Annotated in this window: 9 protein-coding genes; 6 read left to right on the plus strand and 3 right to left on the minus strand. The window is 67.5% G+C overall.

Going from position 1 to position 15,745, the window contains the following annotated elements; genetic code table 11:
* Positions 1-184 precede the first annotated feature (184 nt).
* The 3 genes from ACT6SE_RS19915 to ACT6SE_RS19925 all read right to left on the minus strand — a co-directional run bounded on the left by ACT6SE_RS19915 (position 185) and on the right by ACT6SE_RS19925 (position 8,075).
* Positions 185-1,540, minus strand: coding sequence for a Gfo/Idh/MocA family protein (locus ACT6SE_RS19915; protein ID WP_032958828.1), 1,356 nt, complete (start codon positions 1,538-1,540; stop codon positions 185-187).
* Between the two features lie 65 nt (positions 1,541-1,605).
* Entirely contained in the window at positions 1,606-4,581 is a 2,976-nt protein-coding gene (locus ACT6SE_RS19920; protein WP_049420325.1) for a TonB-dependent receptor, read from the minus strand.
* A gap of 134 nt (positions 4,582-4,715) precedes the next feature.
* Complete coding sequence (locus ACT6SE_RS19925; protein ID WP_046433029.1) at positions 4,716-8,075, minus strand: TIM-barrel domain-containing protein; 3,360 nt, start codon at positions 8,073-8,075, stop codon at positions 4,716-4,718.
* 322 nt (positions 8,076-8,397) lie between these two features.
* On the opposite strand from ACT6SE_RS19925, the gene ACT6SE_RS19930 reads away from it, so the two are divergent.
* The 6 genes from ACT6SE_RS19930 (at position 8,398) to ACT6SE_RS19955 (ending at position 15,727) form a co-directional block, all read left to right on the plus strand.
* Positions 8,398-9,552: an SIS domain-containing protein gene (locus ACT6SE_RS19930; RefSeq protein ID WP_046433031.1), complete on the plus strand. Its 1,155-nt coding sequence runs from the start codon at positions 8,398-8,400 to the stop codon at positions 9,550-9,552.
* Positions 9,545-10,483 (plus strand): ROK family protein, encoded by a 939-nt coding sequence (locus ACT6SE_RS19935; RefSeq protein WP_046433033.1) that lies wholly within the window; start codon positions 9,545-9,547, stop codon positions 10,481-10,483. Before ACT6SE_RS19930 ends, ACT6SE_RS19935 begins: the two co-directional genes overlap by 8 nt.
* 16 nt (positions 10,484-10,499) lie before the next feature.
* Positions 10,500-11,834 (plus strand): D-tagatose-bisphosphate aldolase, class II, non-catalytic subunit, encoded by a 1,335-nt coding sequence (locus tag ACT6SE_RS19940; protein ID WP_046433037.1) that lies wholly within the window; start codon positions 10,500-10,502, stop codon positions 11,832-11,834.
* 33 nt (positions 11,835-11,867) lie between these two features.
* Positions 11,868-12,644 (plus strand): DeoR family transcriptional regulator, encoded by a 777-nt coding sequence (locus ACT6SE_RS19945; RefSeq protein WP_014038836.1) that lies wholly within the window; start codon positions 11,868-11,870, stop codon positions 12,642-12,644.
* Positions 12,641-13,756: an N-acetylglucosamine-6-phosphate deacetylase gene (gene nagA / locus ACT6SE_RS19950; RefSeq protein WP_046433040.1), complete on the plus strand. Its 1,116-nt coding sequence runs from the start codon at positions 12,641-12,643 to the stop codon at positions 13,754-13,756. Before ACT6SE_RS19945 ends, nagA begins: the two co-directional genes overlap by 4 nt.
* Before the next feature lie 192 nt (positions 13,757-13,948).
* On the plus strand, positions 13,949-15,727 hold the full coding sequence (locus tag ACT6SE_RS19955; RefSeq protein ID WP_046433042.1) for an MFS transporter: 1,779 nt from the start codon (positions 13,949-13,951) through the stop codon (positions 15,725-15,727).
* Positions 15,728-15,745 lie beyond the last annotated feature (18 nt).

The raw sequence follows: 15,745 nt of genomic DNA on the forward strand, positions 1-15,745 counted from the left end.
CGTTTACACATTCAAGTCAGAAACTGTGGAGCGGGTCGGATTTCAGAGTTTTCTGATTCAGGGGGGGGGAACGTGTCGGAAATTCAGCCGAGCGTGGGCTCGGCTCTACAAGGCGAATGCCTCCAGAAACAGAAACACCGGGCAGTGCCCGGCGTCTCCGTCACAGCGTGGAAGGGTGTAAACCTCAATACTTACCGTCGAACGCGAAGATCGGCTTGCGCGTCTTCCACGCACCAGCAGTAAAGTCCGGGAACTCCAGCGTCTGGAAGCTGTTGGCGATCGACTGCTCGCTCAACGGGGTGATCGCACTCCAGGTCACCGCGTCGTAGATGTCGATCGGCATCGGTGCCTTGGCCTTCAGTGCTTCAACAAATGCATGGATGACGAACCAGTCCATGCCACCGTGGCCGGCGCTGGCGGCGGTGTCGGCATTCTGCTTCCACAGCGGGTGTTCGTACTCATCCTGGTACTTCTTGAACTCCTCCCACTGGTGCGGCGGGCTGCGGCCTTCGATGTGGATCGAATGGTTGACGTCCATCCACAGGCCCTTGGTGCCCTGCACGCGGAAGCCCATCGAGTACGGGCGCGGCAGCGAGGTGTCGTGCTGCAGCAGGATGGTCTCGCCGTTCTCGCAGGCCAGCGTGGTGGTCACGATGTCGCCGAGCTTGAACTTCACCTTGGTGCTGGGGTGGGTGGTGCCGCCACTCTTGGCCACGGTGTATTCGTGCAGGCCACGCGCCTTGGTCGCGAAAGCGTTGATGTGGGTGAAGCGGTTGCCACGGTTGATACCGGTGTACATCGCGCACGGGCCGATGCCGTGGCTGGGATACAGCTCGCCATTGCGTTCCACCGAATGCTCGGTGCGCCAGCGTGCTTCGCTCCAGCCCTTGGGACCGAACTCCACGCCGCTGTCGTACGGCTGGTTCGGGTCGCCGGAATTGAACTTCACGCCGCGCAGGTCGTGCTGGTAGCCGGCCTGCAGATGCACCAGCTCGCCGAACAGGCCCTGGCGCACCATCTGCAATGCCGCCATCACGTCGCGGCGATAGCAGACGTTTTCCAGCAGCATGTACGGGGTACCGGTGCTCAGTTGCGTCTTCAGCACGTCCCAGTGGTCCTGCAGGGTGATGCCAGCCACCACTTCGCAGCCGACGGCCACACCGGCCTGCATCGCGGCAATCGCCATGGGTGCGTGGTATTCCCACGGCGTGGCGATGATCACGCCATCGATGCCCTTCTGTTCCAGAAGTCGCTTCCAGGCGTTGGTGTCGCGGTCCTGGCCATAGGTCTTCGGCGCGGGCTTGCCGGCCTTCGCCACCATCTCTGTGGCACGGCCGAGCATGATCGGCTCGATATCGCAGACGGCAACCACTTCGACGTCGTCGCGACGCACCAGTTCCTTCAGCAGCACCAGCCCGCGCATGCCGGTGCCGATCATGGCCAGGCGCACCTTGCGCCCGCGTGCCCAGGCGGGGGTCTGCGGCAGCAGGCTGCTGGCGGCGACAGCGGCGCTGGCCGCGATGAATTCCCTACGCTTCATGGCAAACATCTCTCCTCTTGGCAGCGTGCCGGCCGCAGCCGGCACGCCAGGTCACGCAAACGGAATTACTTGAACCGGTAGCCGATGGTCACACTGTAACCACGGCCGAAGATGGTTGCGTAGTCACTGGAGTCACCCAGGAAGCTGTTCGGGTCGTAGAACGGCAGGCGGTTGAACAGGTTCTTGACGGTGAAGCTCAGGTTCCACGCATCATCCGGGCGCCAGGTGACGCTCATGTTGGCGGTCCACCACGACGGTGCACCATCGCACTTGCTCTTCTGCAGGGCCAGGTAGCCGCCGGTGCAGGTTTCCTTGTTGTTGCTCTCTTCGTCGATCTGGTCGGTGGCCCACTTGGTGCCGCCCACGTAATTGACGAACATGCTGGTGGTCACCTGCTTGTAGGTCCAGTCGGCATTGAGCGTGGCACGCAGGCGCGGGTTGTTGTAGTAGCCCACCACGTCGCCGTAGTACCAGCCGTTCTCGGCGTCCATGTAGAAGCGGTTGCGGTTGGCGATGGTGGCGGCCAGGCCGATGTTCAGGTTGCCCCAGTCGCCCAGCGAGAAGCGGCTGCGCGCATCGATGTCGAAGCCGTCGATCAGGGTCTTGCCGCGGTTCTTGTACTGGCCGACCACGCTGGCCACGTTGCCGGCGGAGTAGCCCGGCAGAGTGGCCGGGCAGCTCACGCCGCTGGCCGGATCGGCGCACATTGCCGCCAGCTGGGCCAGGTTGGCACGGTCGCTGTCGGTGATCGGCGAGCGCGACATCGAGATGATGTCTTCCATGCGGCGATAGTCCGGCGCGACGATTTCGTTGTTGCGGTAGATGAACCAGTAGTCGGCCGACACCGACAGCCAGCTGGCCGGCTCGTAGACAAAGCCGAGGGTGGCGATCTTCGCCTTCTCCGGCTTCAGGTCCTTGTTCGGCTGGGTCATGCGCGCCACGGTGCGGCTGCAATCGACGTTCAGCAGGCTCTTGCCCAGATCGACATCGCCCGGCCGCTGCGACTTCAGCAGCAGGTTGGCGATGGCATTGGTCTCGCCGCAGCGCAGTTCGTCACGGAAGCCACCGAGCTGTGCGAACACGCCGCCATTGCCGGACTCGGCCAGGCTCGGCGCGCGGAAGCCGGTGGAGTAGGTACCGCGCAGCATCAGCTGGTCGAACGCCTGGTACTTGAAGCCGATCTTCGGCGCGACGTTGGCGCTGAAGTTCGGGTACTTGTCCACGCGGACCGCGGCGTCCAGCTCCAGCTTGTCGGTGATCGGTGCCACGGTCTCGGCGAACAGCGCGTAGGTGTTGCGCTTGCCGTCGAACCACGAGCCGCCCTGCTGGGTGATCAGGCCGTTGGCCGCATCGGCGTTGCCCGGGGTGTAGAAGGTTTCGCGGCTGGCGTTGAAGCCGAACGCGGCGCGCATCTCGCCGGCCGGCAGCTGGAACAGCGGGCCTTCGATCTTGCCGTCCAGGGTGTGCAGGCGGGTCCACGACTGGATGTCGAAGGTCGGGAACGCTTCACGGATCAGCGCGGCGTTGGCTTCGCTGATCTCGCCGAACTTGTACGCCGGATGGTCGGAGATGATCACCCGACCGGTACCTGGATCGATCGTGTACGGGCCGAAGGCCTTCTCGAAGCCCTTGGTGTTGACGTTGATCGTCTGGTAGGTGGTGGAGTGGGTACCCGCGCTGGCGAAGGCGGTTTCCCAGTTCCAGTCACCCCGGTTGCCACGCGCACCGGCCAGCACGCGGTAGCTCTTGTCGGTATTGCGCTGGCCGAAATAGTTCGGGCCGGCATCCTGCAGCAGGTAGTTCAGGCCGACCACCCCGCCCATCATCGCCTTCAACTGCGGACTGGCATGGTTGTATTCGTTGTTGGGGCCCAGGAACGGGTACAGGAACTGGTTGACGGTGTTGCCGGTATTGCGCGAGAACCAGCTGGTCGGGTTGCCGGTGGTGGTGCCGTAGGTGCGCGGCGTGCCACCGTTGGCGCGCAGGTCGATGTCGGTGTAGGTCGCCTCGGCGAAGATCTCGGTGCTGTCACCCACCAGGAAGGTGCCGTTGAGGTAGGCGGTGTTGCGCTCGGACTTGGCACCGGCATCGATCTCGTTGTTCATCCAGGTTTCCCAGACGCAACGCGGACCGGCCGCTTCACTGGTCAGCACGTTCCTGCAGCCCGGCGCAGCTTCCTGCACGCGGCGGCCGGTGACCGGATCGAAGGCGAAGTAGGTGCCCGGGTTGAACTCGCCCGGCTTGCTGCCCACGCCCAGGCGCAGGTTGTTGAGGTAGTTCGGGTTGTTGACGTAGTACTGGTCCGGACGCTTGTCGTAGAAATCGCTCAGCGGAATCGCGTCGCGACGGTACATGTTGACCGCGCCGTAGATGTTGAAGCGGTTCTCGGCCAGGTCGCCGAAGCCGGCGGTGATGCTGGCCTGGCGTTCGCCATAGGAGTCGATGCGCGAAGAGGTGTCGTTGGTGAAGCTGATCTCGGCACCCTGGAAGTTGCGCTTGGTGATCACGTTGATCACGCCGGCCACCGCGTCGGTACCGTACACGGCCGACGCGCCGTCGGTCAGCACTTCCATGCGCTCGATGGCCGCCGCCGGGATCGCATCGATGTTGACGAACTGGGTCTGGAAGCCGGCCGGCGCACCGTAGTACGACAGGCGGCGACCGTTCAGCAGCACCAGCGTGCCCTGTGCGCCGAGCCCGCGCAGGTTGGCCTGCGAGGCACCATCGGAACCGGTGAACAGCGAGCGCGCATCCTGCTGCGCAGGGCGTGCGGCCGGCAGGTTGTCGAGCACCTGCAGCAGCGTGCGCGCACCCATGTTCTGGATGTCCTGCTTGCTGATCACCTGCACCGGCGAGGCGGTTTCAACGTCGGTGCGGCGGATGTTGGAGCCGGTGACCTCGATGCGGGCCAGGTCGGTGGCGTTGTCCTTGCTCTCCTGGGCGAAGGCAGGAGCGGCAAGCGAGAACAGCGCGCCGGCAATGGCCAGCGTCAGCGGAGCGATCGGGCGGCAGGGGGGGCGGTGGTGGCGGGCGGGCAACATCGGGGTTCTCTCCTGGCAAGGGTGCGGCGCAACTGAGTGAGCGCGTGGGCGTTCGGCGGGCAAAACGCTCCCGGGCCACGGCCATGAGGGCCGTAGTCGGGATGGGGCGGGGGAGGAGCGGTGTTACGTGGGGGTCATGGGGCGACGATGCTGGCGGAGTCGCCCTCCTGGCCGATCAGTACGGCGTTGGCCCAGTTGGCACAGACCTGGGCGGGTTGGCTGCCCTGCGCACCCAGCGTGCGCAGGCTCAGGGTGGAAAGGCCACGGATGTCCAGCTCCGGCTTGACCACGCCGGGCGCCTTCACCAGGCCGCTGTCGTACAGCAGGCGGTTGTCGCCCCATACCTGGAACTGCAGGCCGCCGGCGTTGCGGCAGGCGTCGTCGATGCCGAGGTCGGCACGCAGCAGGTGCCAGCCGCCCTGCAGGCGCAGGTCGATGCGGCTGCTGGCGCCGACCCCCAGGCCACGGCGGAACTGCAGGCCGTTCATGCGCATGCCGGCGTCGCCACGGAAGGACTGGTCGGTACGCAGCTGGCTGGCCAGCGCGGCCGGCACCGGCAGCTCGGAGAGATAGCGCTGCCGGGCCGGTCGCTCCGGTTCCTGGTGTTCGAGAATGTGGAAGGTGGACAGGGCGATCGGGCCAACATCGCGCGGCTGCAGTGCATCGAACGCGCGGGCGCTGCCCTGTGCGGCGGTGACCATCGGGTCGGTGCTGCTGGCGCCGTCGCCTTCGGGGTTCTGCACGCTCAGCACGCGGAAGCGCAGCAGGCGGCCGGCGTGGGCCGGGAAGTCGATGCGCTGCACGCCTTCCTTCAACTGCAGGCGGCCACGGGCGATCGGCTCGCCCCACTCACCGTTGCTGTCGCCCAGGTAGACCTCATAGTCACGTACCTGCCCGTGCTTCCAGTTCTTGTCATTGCGTGGCGCGATGTCGATGCCATCGATCATCTTCCGCTCGCCGAAGCCGATCACCCACTCGTGGGCGCCGGTGCGCACGGCCTGGTTGCGCACGCTGCGGAACCAGGTGGCCGGATCGTCGTCGAAAGCATTTTCCAACGCATGGCCAGGCTCTTCGGCCGGGCGGTTGACCACCAGCAGGCTGTCGGCCGGCAGTTCGCGGCCCAGCACCGGTGCGGCCGGATAGGCATCATCGGTGGCTGCGGCAGCGACTGCGAAGTCCAGCTGCAGCTGCAGTGGCTGGCGGATGTCCTGGGTGGCAGTGCGCACATGCACTGTGCCGCGGCGGTCCTTGGCATCGAAGTACCAGCCCTCGTTGGCGCTGTTGAAGGCGGCAGCATCGGCCAGCGCCGGCAGCGCGCGGCCACCGGCCTGCACCGCACGTGGTGCCTGCCGGCTGAGTACGCGCAGGCCGTAGCGGCGCTGCGCCAGCTGGCCGTTGTACTGGCCCTGCACGGCGTCGATCTGCACCTGCACCGGGCCACTGCCCTGCGCCGGCGCCTGCACGCGGATTACCTGCGTGCTCGACTCGCCCTGCTGGTAGCGGCGCGTGTTGCCATCGTCTTCGTACAACGTGTACTGCGAGTCGCCCTGCGGGTACAGGTCGAAGGTCACTTCATCGAGCGGTTTTTCGCCATCGAACAGCATCGACGGGTACATCGGCAGGATCGCACCGGCACGCACGAACACCGGCAGCGTGGCCAGGTCCACCTGGCGGTCGAGCTGGCGGCCATCGGCGGCGGCCTGCACGCGACGGCCATCCCAGTAGTCGATCCAGCCGCCGGCCGGCAGGTGGATGTCGCGGCGCCAGCCACGGCTGGCGGCCTGGCTGCGGTACACCGGCGCCACCAGCAGGTCGCGGCCGAGCAGGAACTGGTACTTGTAGGTTTCATCCTGCGCATGCGGGTCGCGCGGGTTGTCCCACATCAGGCCACGCACCGGCGGTGCACCGGTCTGCGCGGCCTCGTGCACCAGCCCATACATGTATGGCGTCAGGCGCATCTTCAACTTCAGGTAGTCGCGGTTGATGCTGCGGTAGGGCTCGTCGTACCACCACGGGTGCTTGCGCGCGTTCGACGACCAGCCGCTCATGCCCATCAGCACCGGCGTGAACGCCTTCCACTGCAGGTCGCGGGTGAAGGTCTCGGCGCTTCCGCCGAAGATCGCATCCACATCGCCGCTGGCGTAGGCCATGCCGGACAGGCCCGAACCGACCAGGGTCGGCACGTGCCAGCGGATGTAATCCCAGCTGCTGCTCTGGTCGCCGGTCCATGCCACCGCGTAGCGCTGGATGCCGGCCCAGCCCATCACCGTCCACAGGAACGGGCGCGAATCGGAATTGTCGAGGATGCCGTTGAATGCCTGGCGGTTGGCGTCCATCGCGAACTGGTAGCCCTTGCCGGTCCAGGCCACGTCCAGCTTCTGCACGCGGCTGCCGGCCTTGCCCACTTCCCACGCGATCTTGTCGACGCCGTTCTCGGTCCACAGGCCGGTGCGGAAGCCGTACTTGGCCAGGCCCTGCACGGTTTCCGGCAACTGCTTGTAGCCGCAGCCGTAGCCATCGTTGGGCAGGATCCAGCCACCGGGCATGTCGTGGGCGCGGTACTGCTTGGCCACGCTGTCGATCACATCGGGCGTGGTGCCGGTCGGGCCGTCGCTCCAGCCTTCGGGCACGGTGCCGGGCTTCCTGCTGTTGTCGCCGTCGTTGTAGCAATCGGCATCGCCGTAGGACAGCGCCCAGCGCGCGACCATGTTGGGGCGGCCGGTCAGCTGGGTGTAGCGTTCGATCAGCTTGGGCAGGTCGGCGCCCACGAAGTAGTACGCATCGAAGCGGTCTTCGCGATGCAGCAGCGTGGCCTGGTCGCTCTGGCGCAGGTCGTAGCTGCCATCGCTCCATGTATTGCGCAGCATGCCCCAGCCACGGCTGCTCAGCAGCATCGGCGCCGGGCTCGGCCGATCACCTTCTTCCCAGCCACCGGAATAGGACACCTCCAGCTCGCGGCCCTTGAACTGGTAACGGCCGTTCTGCTGGCCACCACCGAAGTAGCCCTCATCGGCCTGCGAGGACAGCACCTGCACGCTCTGCGTGGCATCCAGGTCCAGCGGTTGCAGTTCCTGCCACAGCGCGGTGGGCTGGCCATTGTCCAGCCGTTCCAGGCGCAGGCGCAGCGGCTGCCGCTGTACATGCAGTACCAGTGCCTCGGTACGCACGCGGATTTCCTGTGCGTCTTCTTCCAGCTGCGCCTGCACGCTCGCCTTGGGCTGCGGCAGCACAATCGGCGCGGCCTTGTCGCCGGCGCCGGTCAACGTGCCGTTGCGGCCGGCCTGCACGCGGATGATGTCGGTCGCCGGCAGTTCAATGCGGATGCGCGCGCCCTTGTCGGTCTGCAGGTCCCAGCCCTGCACGCCGTCGCGGCTGGCGCTGGCGCGGACGGTACGCAGGTTGCCGACCGGCTCGGCGCGGGCCGTCATGGACGCCAGCATCAAGGCCGGCACCAGGGCCAGCATCAGCGGCGAGCGACGAACGCAGTTTTCCACGCGGACTCCCAACCCGTTCACCGGGCGTTTCGAAAGCGGTTGGGCCGACTCTAGGGCAGCGATTCGAAAGATGTCAACAAATTGAAAGGAAAAAGGAAGATATACTCCATTGAAACGAAAGTTGCTGCGCCGCAATACTTTGTGTAAGCGCTTGCAGGCGCCTGTTAAGCATTGTGCGATACGGAATTCCGTCGGTCCTTTCGTTTTTCCCGGCATCGCGGGCAAGGCAAAGCCACCCACCTTTTTTCTTTCTTTTTACTTTCGATGTTTGACATTTCGAAAGAAAACGCAGATGGTGCGCTGGCCCAACTGGAACCTCCGAATGGACGTCACCCTGCTTTCCGATGTGTCCGCCTGGCAGCGCCTTGGCGGAGCCGATACCGCTACCGAAATCGCCCAGCAGCCTGCGCTGTGGGACGCCCTGGCACAGGACCTGTCGCGTGCCCGCGACCGCCTGCAGGCCTTCCTCGGCGACAGCCTCAACGATCCCAACCAGCGCGTGCTGTTCACCGGCGCCGGCAGCTCCGGCTTCATCGCCGAAATGGTGGCCGACGCGATCAACGCGCAATGGCCCGCCGAGGTGCGCGTGGTGCACACCACCAGCCTGCTGACCCACCCGGCGCTGTACCTGCAGCGCGACCGTCCGACCCTGCTGGTCTCGTTCGGCCGCAGTGGCTCCAGCCCGGAGAGCGTGGCGGCGGTGGACCGCGTGCGCAGCGACGTGGATGACGCGCGCTTCCTCGACATCACCTGCAACGCCGATGGCGAGCTGGCCCGCCGTGGCGCCGGCCGTGCCGACACCTGCACCCTGCTGATGCCGTCGGCCAGCTGCGACCGCGCCTTCGCCATGACCAGCAGCCTGACCTGCATGCTGCTGGCCGCGCTGACCGTGTTCGATCGTTCGCCGTGGGATGCGCGCGTGACGCGCCTGAAGCAGATCGCCGCGCTGGCCCGCGAAGGCCTGGCGCAGTGGGATGCACCGGTGGCGACACTGGCGCAGCGCCCGTTCAACCGCATCATCTACCTCGGCAGCGGCCCGCTGGAAGCACTGGCACGCGAGTGCGCGCTGAAGGTGCTGGAGCTCACCGCTGGCCGCGTGCTGGCGCTGGCCAACACACCCCTGGGCTTCCGTCATGGCCCGAAGTCGACGCTGGATGGCAACACCCTGGTGGTGGTGCTGCGCAGCGTGCAGCCGCTGGCGCGCCGCTACGAACAGGACCTGCTGGAAGAACTGCGCCGCGACGGCGTGGCCGGCCAGGTGCTGGCGATCGGTCCGCATTCGGACATCGGCGCCGACGACGAATACACCCTCACCGTGCCGGCACTGGACGATCCGTGGCTGGCACCGGTGTGGCTGGGCTTTGCGCAGCTGTTCGCACTACAGCGCTCGGCCGCGCTGGGCCTGACCCCGGACAACCCGTTCCCGGACGGCACCGTCAACCGCGTCGTCAAGGGCGTCACCATCCACCATGGCTGAGCTGATCGCCCACGCCTGCTACGGCATCGACATCGGCGGCACCAAGATCGAGCTGGTGGCGTGCGATGTGGCGATGCAGGTTACCTGGCGCCGCCGCGTGGCCACCCCACAGGGTGACTACGACGGTTTCCTGCAGGCAGTCGTGGCGCTGGTCGCCGAGGCCGATGCCGCACTGGGCCGTAGTGATGCGGCGATCGGCATCGCCCTGCCCGGCGTGCGCGACCGCCGCAGTGGCCGCCAGCTCAGCGCGAACGTGCCTGCGTTGACCGGCCACAGCGTGGCCGCGGATCTGCAGGCGCGGCTGCAACGCCCGCTGCATTTCGGCAACGACCTGCAGTGTTTTGCCCTGTCTGAAGCACACGGCGGTGCCGCCGACGGCTACCCCAGCATGTTCGGCGCCATCCTCGGCACCGGTGCTGGCGGTGGTTTCTGCGTGCAGGGCCGCCTGCTGACCGGTTTCAACGGGCTGGCCGGCGAATGGGGCCACTGGAGCGTGCCCGGTCATCTGCTGCAGCGCCACGGCCTGCCGCTGATCGACTGCGCCTGCGGCCTGCAGGGCTGCGTGGAGCGTTATGTGTCCGGCAGTGGCGTGGCGATGATCGAGCGCCACCTTGGTGGCAGCGCCGCCGACGCCAGCGCGGTGATCGCCCTGGCCGAAGCCGGTGATGCCCGCGCGCGCAAGGCGCTGGACATCCATCGCGACCTGCTCGGCCACAGCCTGGCCGCGCTGGTGCTGGCGCTGGACCCGCACGTGATCGTGCTCGGCGGCGGCCTTTCGCAGTACGCGCCGCTGTACCAGCACCTGCCCGCCGCCATCGCCGCCCACCTGTTCAAGGGTGTGCAGGTGCCACCAATCGTGCCGCCACGCTTCGGCGATGCCGGTGGCGCACGTGGTGCCGCCCTGCTCGCCTGCCAACCCTCGTTTTCCTGATGTCCGGAGCCTGACCATGTCCCCGTTGCAGACCCTGCTTGCTTCCCACCGCGCCGGTGCCAATGTCGGCCTGTACAGCGTCTGCTGCAGCAACGAGCAGGTGCTGCGCGCGGCCATGCACGTGGCACAGGCACATGGCACCGTGCTGCTGGTCGAGGCCACCTCCAACCAGGTCGACCAGTTCGGCGGCTACACCGGCATGACCCCGCCGCAGTACCGCGATTACGTCGGCGCCCTGGCCGATGAGGAAGGCTTCCCACGCGAACGGCTGATCCTGGGCGGCGACCATCTCGGCCCGAATGCCTGGCAGAAGCGCCCGGCGGCCGAAGCGATGACCCACGCGCGCGTGCTGATCGAAGCCTACGTCGCCGCCGGTTTCCACAAGATCCACCTCGACTGCAGCATGTCCTGCGCCGATGACCCGGTGCCGCTGCCCGATGCCATCGTCGCTGCACGTTCGGCCGAGCTTGCCGAGATCGCCGAACGCACCGCCGCCGAACACGGCCTGCCGCCGCCGGTCTACGTGATCGGTACCGAGGTGCCGATTCCCGGCGGCGAAGCCTCGCTGGCCGAAGGCCTGCAGGTGACCACGCCGGCTGCCGCCGCGCAGACCCTGGCCATCCACCAGCAGGCGTTCGACACGCCACAGCTGCGCGATGCGTGGCAGCGCGTGATCGCGATGGTGGTGCAGCCCGGCGTGGACTTCGACCACAGCAGCGTGCATGAGTACAACCCGGACGCCGCCCATGCGCTGGCCGACTTCCTCGAGCGGCAGCCGCGCATCGTGTTCGAAGCGCATTCCACCGACTACCAGCGCGAAAGCGGCCTGCATGCGCTGGTACGCGACCACTTCGCCATCCTCAAGGTCGGCCCGGCGGCCACCTTCGCCTACCGCGAGGCGCTGTTCGCGCTGGCCGCGATCGAGGCCGAACTGCTGCCGGCCGCACAGTGCTCGCGCCTGCCGCAGGTGCTGGACGAGGTGATGGTGGCGCAGCCGAAGTACTGGCAGTCCTACTACCAGGGCGATGCCGCCGCGCTGCGCCTGCTGCGCCGTTATTCCTTCAGCGACCGCTGCCGCTACTACTGGGGCGAGCCGGCGCTGGTACAGGCGGTGCAGACCCTGTTCGCCAACCTGGAGCAGCATGCGCCGCCGCTGGTGCTGCTCAGCCAGTACCTGCCGGAGCAGTACCGCGCCGTGCGCGAAGGCAGCCTGGCCAACACCCCCACCGCGCTGGTGCAGCACCGCATCGGCCTGTGCCTGGGTGAGTACGCCCGTGCCTGCAGCGCCAACCAGGCCGGACCCCGCACGCAGAACGCAGGTTCGGCTGCCGGCGTTCCTGCGAACGGCTAATCTCTACCTTTTCCCGCAAAACCGAGAATGGCCATGCGCAACACCCGCTCCCGCCGGCAACAGATCCTGCAGCTGCTGATCGAGCACGGCTCGGTGCAGGTGGCCGATCTGGTCGAGCGCTTCGGCGTGTCGGCGGTGACGATCCGTGCCGACCTGACCCACTTCGAATCGCAGGGCCTGGCCAACCGCACCCACGGCGGCGCGACCCTGGTGCGCACGCCGCCGCAGGAACAGGACATCCATGAGAAGGACGCGCTGAACCTGCCACTGAAGGAATCGATCGGTGCGCGCGCTGCGCGCCTGGTGCAGCCGGGTGACAACATCATCATCGATTCCGGCTCGACCACGATGACGCTGGCCCGCCACCTGCGCGCGCATCGCGACGTGACGGTGATGACCAACGGCCTGAACATCGCCTGGGAACTGGCCAATGCCGCGGGCATCACCGTGCTGCTGACCGGTGGCCTGCTGCGCCAGCAGTCGCTGTCGCTGCAGGGCAGCCAGGCCGAAGCCAGCCTCAACTCGTACAGCTTCGACACCCTGTTCCTGGGCGTGGACGGCCTGGACCTGCAGTTCGGCCTGACTACCCACGACGAGGCCGAAGCCCGCCTCAACCACCGCATGGTCGAGCGTGCGCGCCGCATCGTGGTGCTGACCGATGCCTCCAAGTTCGGCCGCGTCAGCCTGCACCGCATCGCCCTGCTGGACCAGATCCACGCCATCATCACCGACGCCGGCATCGACGATGCAACCCGCGAAGGGCTGCAGCGGCTGGGCATCGAAGTGATCATCGCCGAGCCCACCGCATGACCGACACCCGCACCCTGCATGGCCGCATCCTCACCCCGCTGGGCTGGCGGCGCGGGCACGTCCACTTCGATTCACGCGTGCGCCGGCTGCAGGTGGACGACCACAGCGGCGCCGACGACCTGCAGCTGCCGGTGATCCTGCCCGGCTTCGTCGACCTGCATGTGCATGGCGCGGCCGGCGTGGACCTGATGCAGGGCGGCGACGTGGCACGCACCATCGCCCGCACCCATCTGCGCTTCGGCACCACCACGCTGCTGGCGACCACCATGACCGCCGGGCTGGACGAGATCGAGCACGCGCTGCACGGCGTCGCTGCGGCAATGGCGGCGCCTGATACCGACGCCGCCAGCATCGTCGGCGTGCATCTGGAAGGACCGTTCATCAGCCCGCAGCGGCTGGGCGCACAGCCCAATCGCACGATCGAGGCGACGGTGGCACTGGTGCAGCAGCTGCACGCGCTGGCGCCGATCCGGGTGATGACGCTGGCGCCGGAGATCGGCGAGCACACCGCGTTGATACCCGCGCTTTCGGCGATGGGCATCCGCGTGCAGCTGGGCCACAGCGCCGGCACCTACGAGGAGGGCGTGGCGGCGCTGCAGGCCGGTGCCTCCGGTTTCACCCATCTGTTCAACGGCATGACCGGCGTTGACCACTATCGCCCGGGCATTGCGGCGGCGGCGCTGGCGCATGCGCAGTACGCCGAGATCATCCCCGACCTGCAGCACATCCACCCCGGCGTTATCCGGCTGGCCGCGCGCGCGATCCCGCGCCTGTACGCGGTGACCGACGCGACTGCCGCCACCGGCATGCCCGACGGCGAGTACGCGCTGGGCGAGCAGCGCGTGCACAAGTGCGGCGGCTGCGTGCGCCTGGCGACGGGTTCGCTGGCCGGCAGCGCACTGACCATGGACCAGGCGCTGCGCAACCTGGTGCGCGTCGGCCTGGACCTGGCCGACGCCTCGCAGCGGGTTTCCACCTTCCCGGCCGACTATCTGGGCCTGGGCGATCGCGGCCGCATCGCGCCCGACGCCCGCGCCGACCTGGTGGTGCTGGACGCCGAACTGCGCCTGCAGCAGGTGGTCATTGGTGGGCGCGTGGTCGATCTGACCTGACGCAAGCGATGCGGCCCGGATGCCGCGCGGGCTCCCTGTAGAGCCGAGCCATGCTCGGCTCACCGCGCGAAGCGCGGCATGGGGAACCTCGATATCGGAACGGAAAGCAGCCGAGCATGGCTCGGCTCTACAGAATGCACTCTGCGACGAACCGCCGCCGGGCCTGGCCCGGCGCTACCACAGGAACTGCCGATGACTGCAAGCACCGCCCCGCGCTGGCCCGTACGCTACCTGCTCTTCATCGGCGGCCTCGGCGGCCTGCTGTACGGCATCGACATCGGCATCATCGCCGGTGCCCTGCCCTACCTGGAGGCAACGGCCAGCCACGCCTGGCAGCTCAGCAGCCAGCAACTCGGCTTCGTGGTGGCGGCGGTACTGCTGGGCAGCGTGCTGTCCTCGCTGTTCGCCGGCATGGTCGCCGACCTGATCGGTCGCCGCGGTGCGATGCTGCTGGCCGGCCTGCTGTTCACCGCGTCGATTCCGATCATGGCGCTGGCCTCGGGCTACACGCCGCTGCTGCTCGGGCGGCTGCTGCAGGGCATCAGTGGCGGCCTGATCGGCGTGGTGATCCCGCTGTACCTGGCCGAAGTGCTCAGCCCCGAGCGGCGTGGACGCGGTGCGGCGATGTTCCAGCTGCTGCTGACCATCGGCCTGGTGTTGGCGGCACTGATCGGGCTGTACCACGCACATGCGGTGGATGCCGCCACCGAAGCCGTGCGCTCGCTGCCGCTGGCGCAGCAGGCGCAGGAACTGTTCACGGTGAAGGACCAGGCCTGGCGCACCATCTTCTGGAGCTGCCTGGCGCCAGGCCTGCTGTTCTGTGCCGGCATCTTCTGGCTGTCCGAATCGCCGCGCTGGCTGGTGCGCCGCGGCCGCGTCGATGATGCCCGCCGCAGCCTGCAGCGGGTGCTGCCTGCTGCCGACGTGGAACCCACCCTTGCACAGATCCAGGCGCCGGAATCGAGCAGCAGCGACGGCAAGCGCGACCCACTGCTCAGCCGACGCTACGTGGTGCCGTTCGTGCTGGCCTGCGTGGTGCTGGCCTGCACCCAGGCCACCGGCATCAATTCGGTGCTGGCCTACGCGGTGAACATCCTCAACCAGGCCGGCCTGTCCGGCTCGGTGGCCAACGGCGCCGACGTGGCGATCAAGCTGCTCAACGCGGTGATGACCGTGGTCGCGCTGCTGCTGGTCGACCGCAAGGGCCGCAAGTTCCTGCTGATGCTCGGCAGCGGCGGCATCTGCGTGGCCCTGCTGGCCGCCGCCACCCTGTTCTTCCAGGCCGAGCGTGGCCGCGCCGACGTGCAGCCGCAACTGCAGGCGGCGGTCAGCGCCGATGGCTTGCAGCTGGTGCTGGACGACGCACAGTGGCAGCGCCTGGGCGCCGGCATCGACAGCGAAGGCCGGCCGATGCAGCTGACCGTGTCGTACGCCTACGGTGACTTCACCAATGTGCGAGCCCTGCGCAGCGACAGCCTGACCGACCGCGAGCTGCGCATCGAGCGTGCCGGGACCGTGCAGCCGGACAGTGTGATCGGCGCGTTCTTCCGCAAGCTGCATCTGAACCCGTTCGCCGACCCGGCCAAGGCCGCACAGGCACCGCTGCGCATCGAGCAGGCCCGCATCGGCCCGGTGCCGCCGCCGGCGCATGGCTGGGCGGTAGCCGCCTGCATCCTGGTGTTCGTCGCGTTCTTCGCGGTCGGCCCCGGCGTCTGCGTGTGGCTGGCACTGTCGGAACTGATGCCCAATCGCATCCGCTCCAACGGCATGAGCATCGCCCTGCTGATCAACCAGTTCGTGTCCACGACCATCGCCGCCATCTTCCTGCCCACGGTGGGCCACTACGGCTACGCCAGCATGTTCCTGTTCTGGGCGGCGTGCACGTTCGTGTTCTTCCTGGTAGCCGCGTTCTGGCTGCCGGAGACCAAGGGCAAGTCACTGGAGGAGATCGAGGCACGGTTCGCACGGTAGCGGTCGACCTTGGTCGAC

Source organism: Stenotrophomonas sp. LC732, assembly GCF_052446685.1.
Classification (GTDB): domain Bacteria; phylum Pseudomonadota; class Gammaproteobacteria; order Xanthomonadales; family Xanthomonadaceae; genus Stenotrophomonas; species Stenotrophomonas muris.

Coding starts and splice junctions, on each gene's coding strand:
- ACT6SE_RS19930 (WP_046433031.1), top strand. CDS start 8,398: ATGGACGTCACCCTGCTTTCCGATGTGTCCGCCTGGCAGCGCCTTGGC.
- ACT6SE_RS19955 (WP_046433042.1), top strand. CDS start 13,949: ATGACTGCAAGCACCGCCCCGCGCTGGCCCGTACGCTACCTGCTCTTC.
- ACT6SE_RS19940 (WP_046433037.1), top strand. CDS start 10,500: ATGTCCCCGTTGCAGACCCTGCTTGCTTCCCACCGCGCCGGTGCCAAT.
- ACT6SE_RS19915 (WP_032958828.1), bottom strand. CDS start 1,540: ATGAAGCGTAGGGAATTCATCGCGGCCAGCGCCGCTGTCGCCGCCAGC.
- nagA (WP_046433040.1), top strand. CDS start 12,641: ATGACCGACACCCGCACCCTGCATGGCCGCATCCTCACCCCGCTGGGC.
- ACT6SE_RS19920 (WP_049420325.1), bottom strand. CDS start 4,581: ATGTTGCCCGCCCGCCACCACCGCCCCCCCTGCCGCCCGATCGCTCCG.
- ACT6SE_RS19935 (WP_046433033.1), top strand. CDS start 9,545: ATGGCTGAGCTGATCGCCCACGCCTGCTACGGCATCGACATCGGCGGC.
- ACT6SE_RS19945 (WP_014038836.1), top strand. CDS start 11,868: ATGCGCAACACCCGCTCCCGCCGGCAACAGATCCTGCAGCTGCTGATC.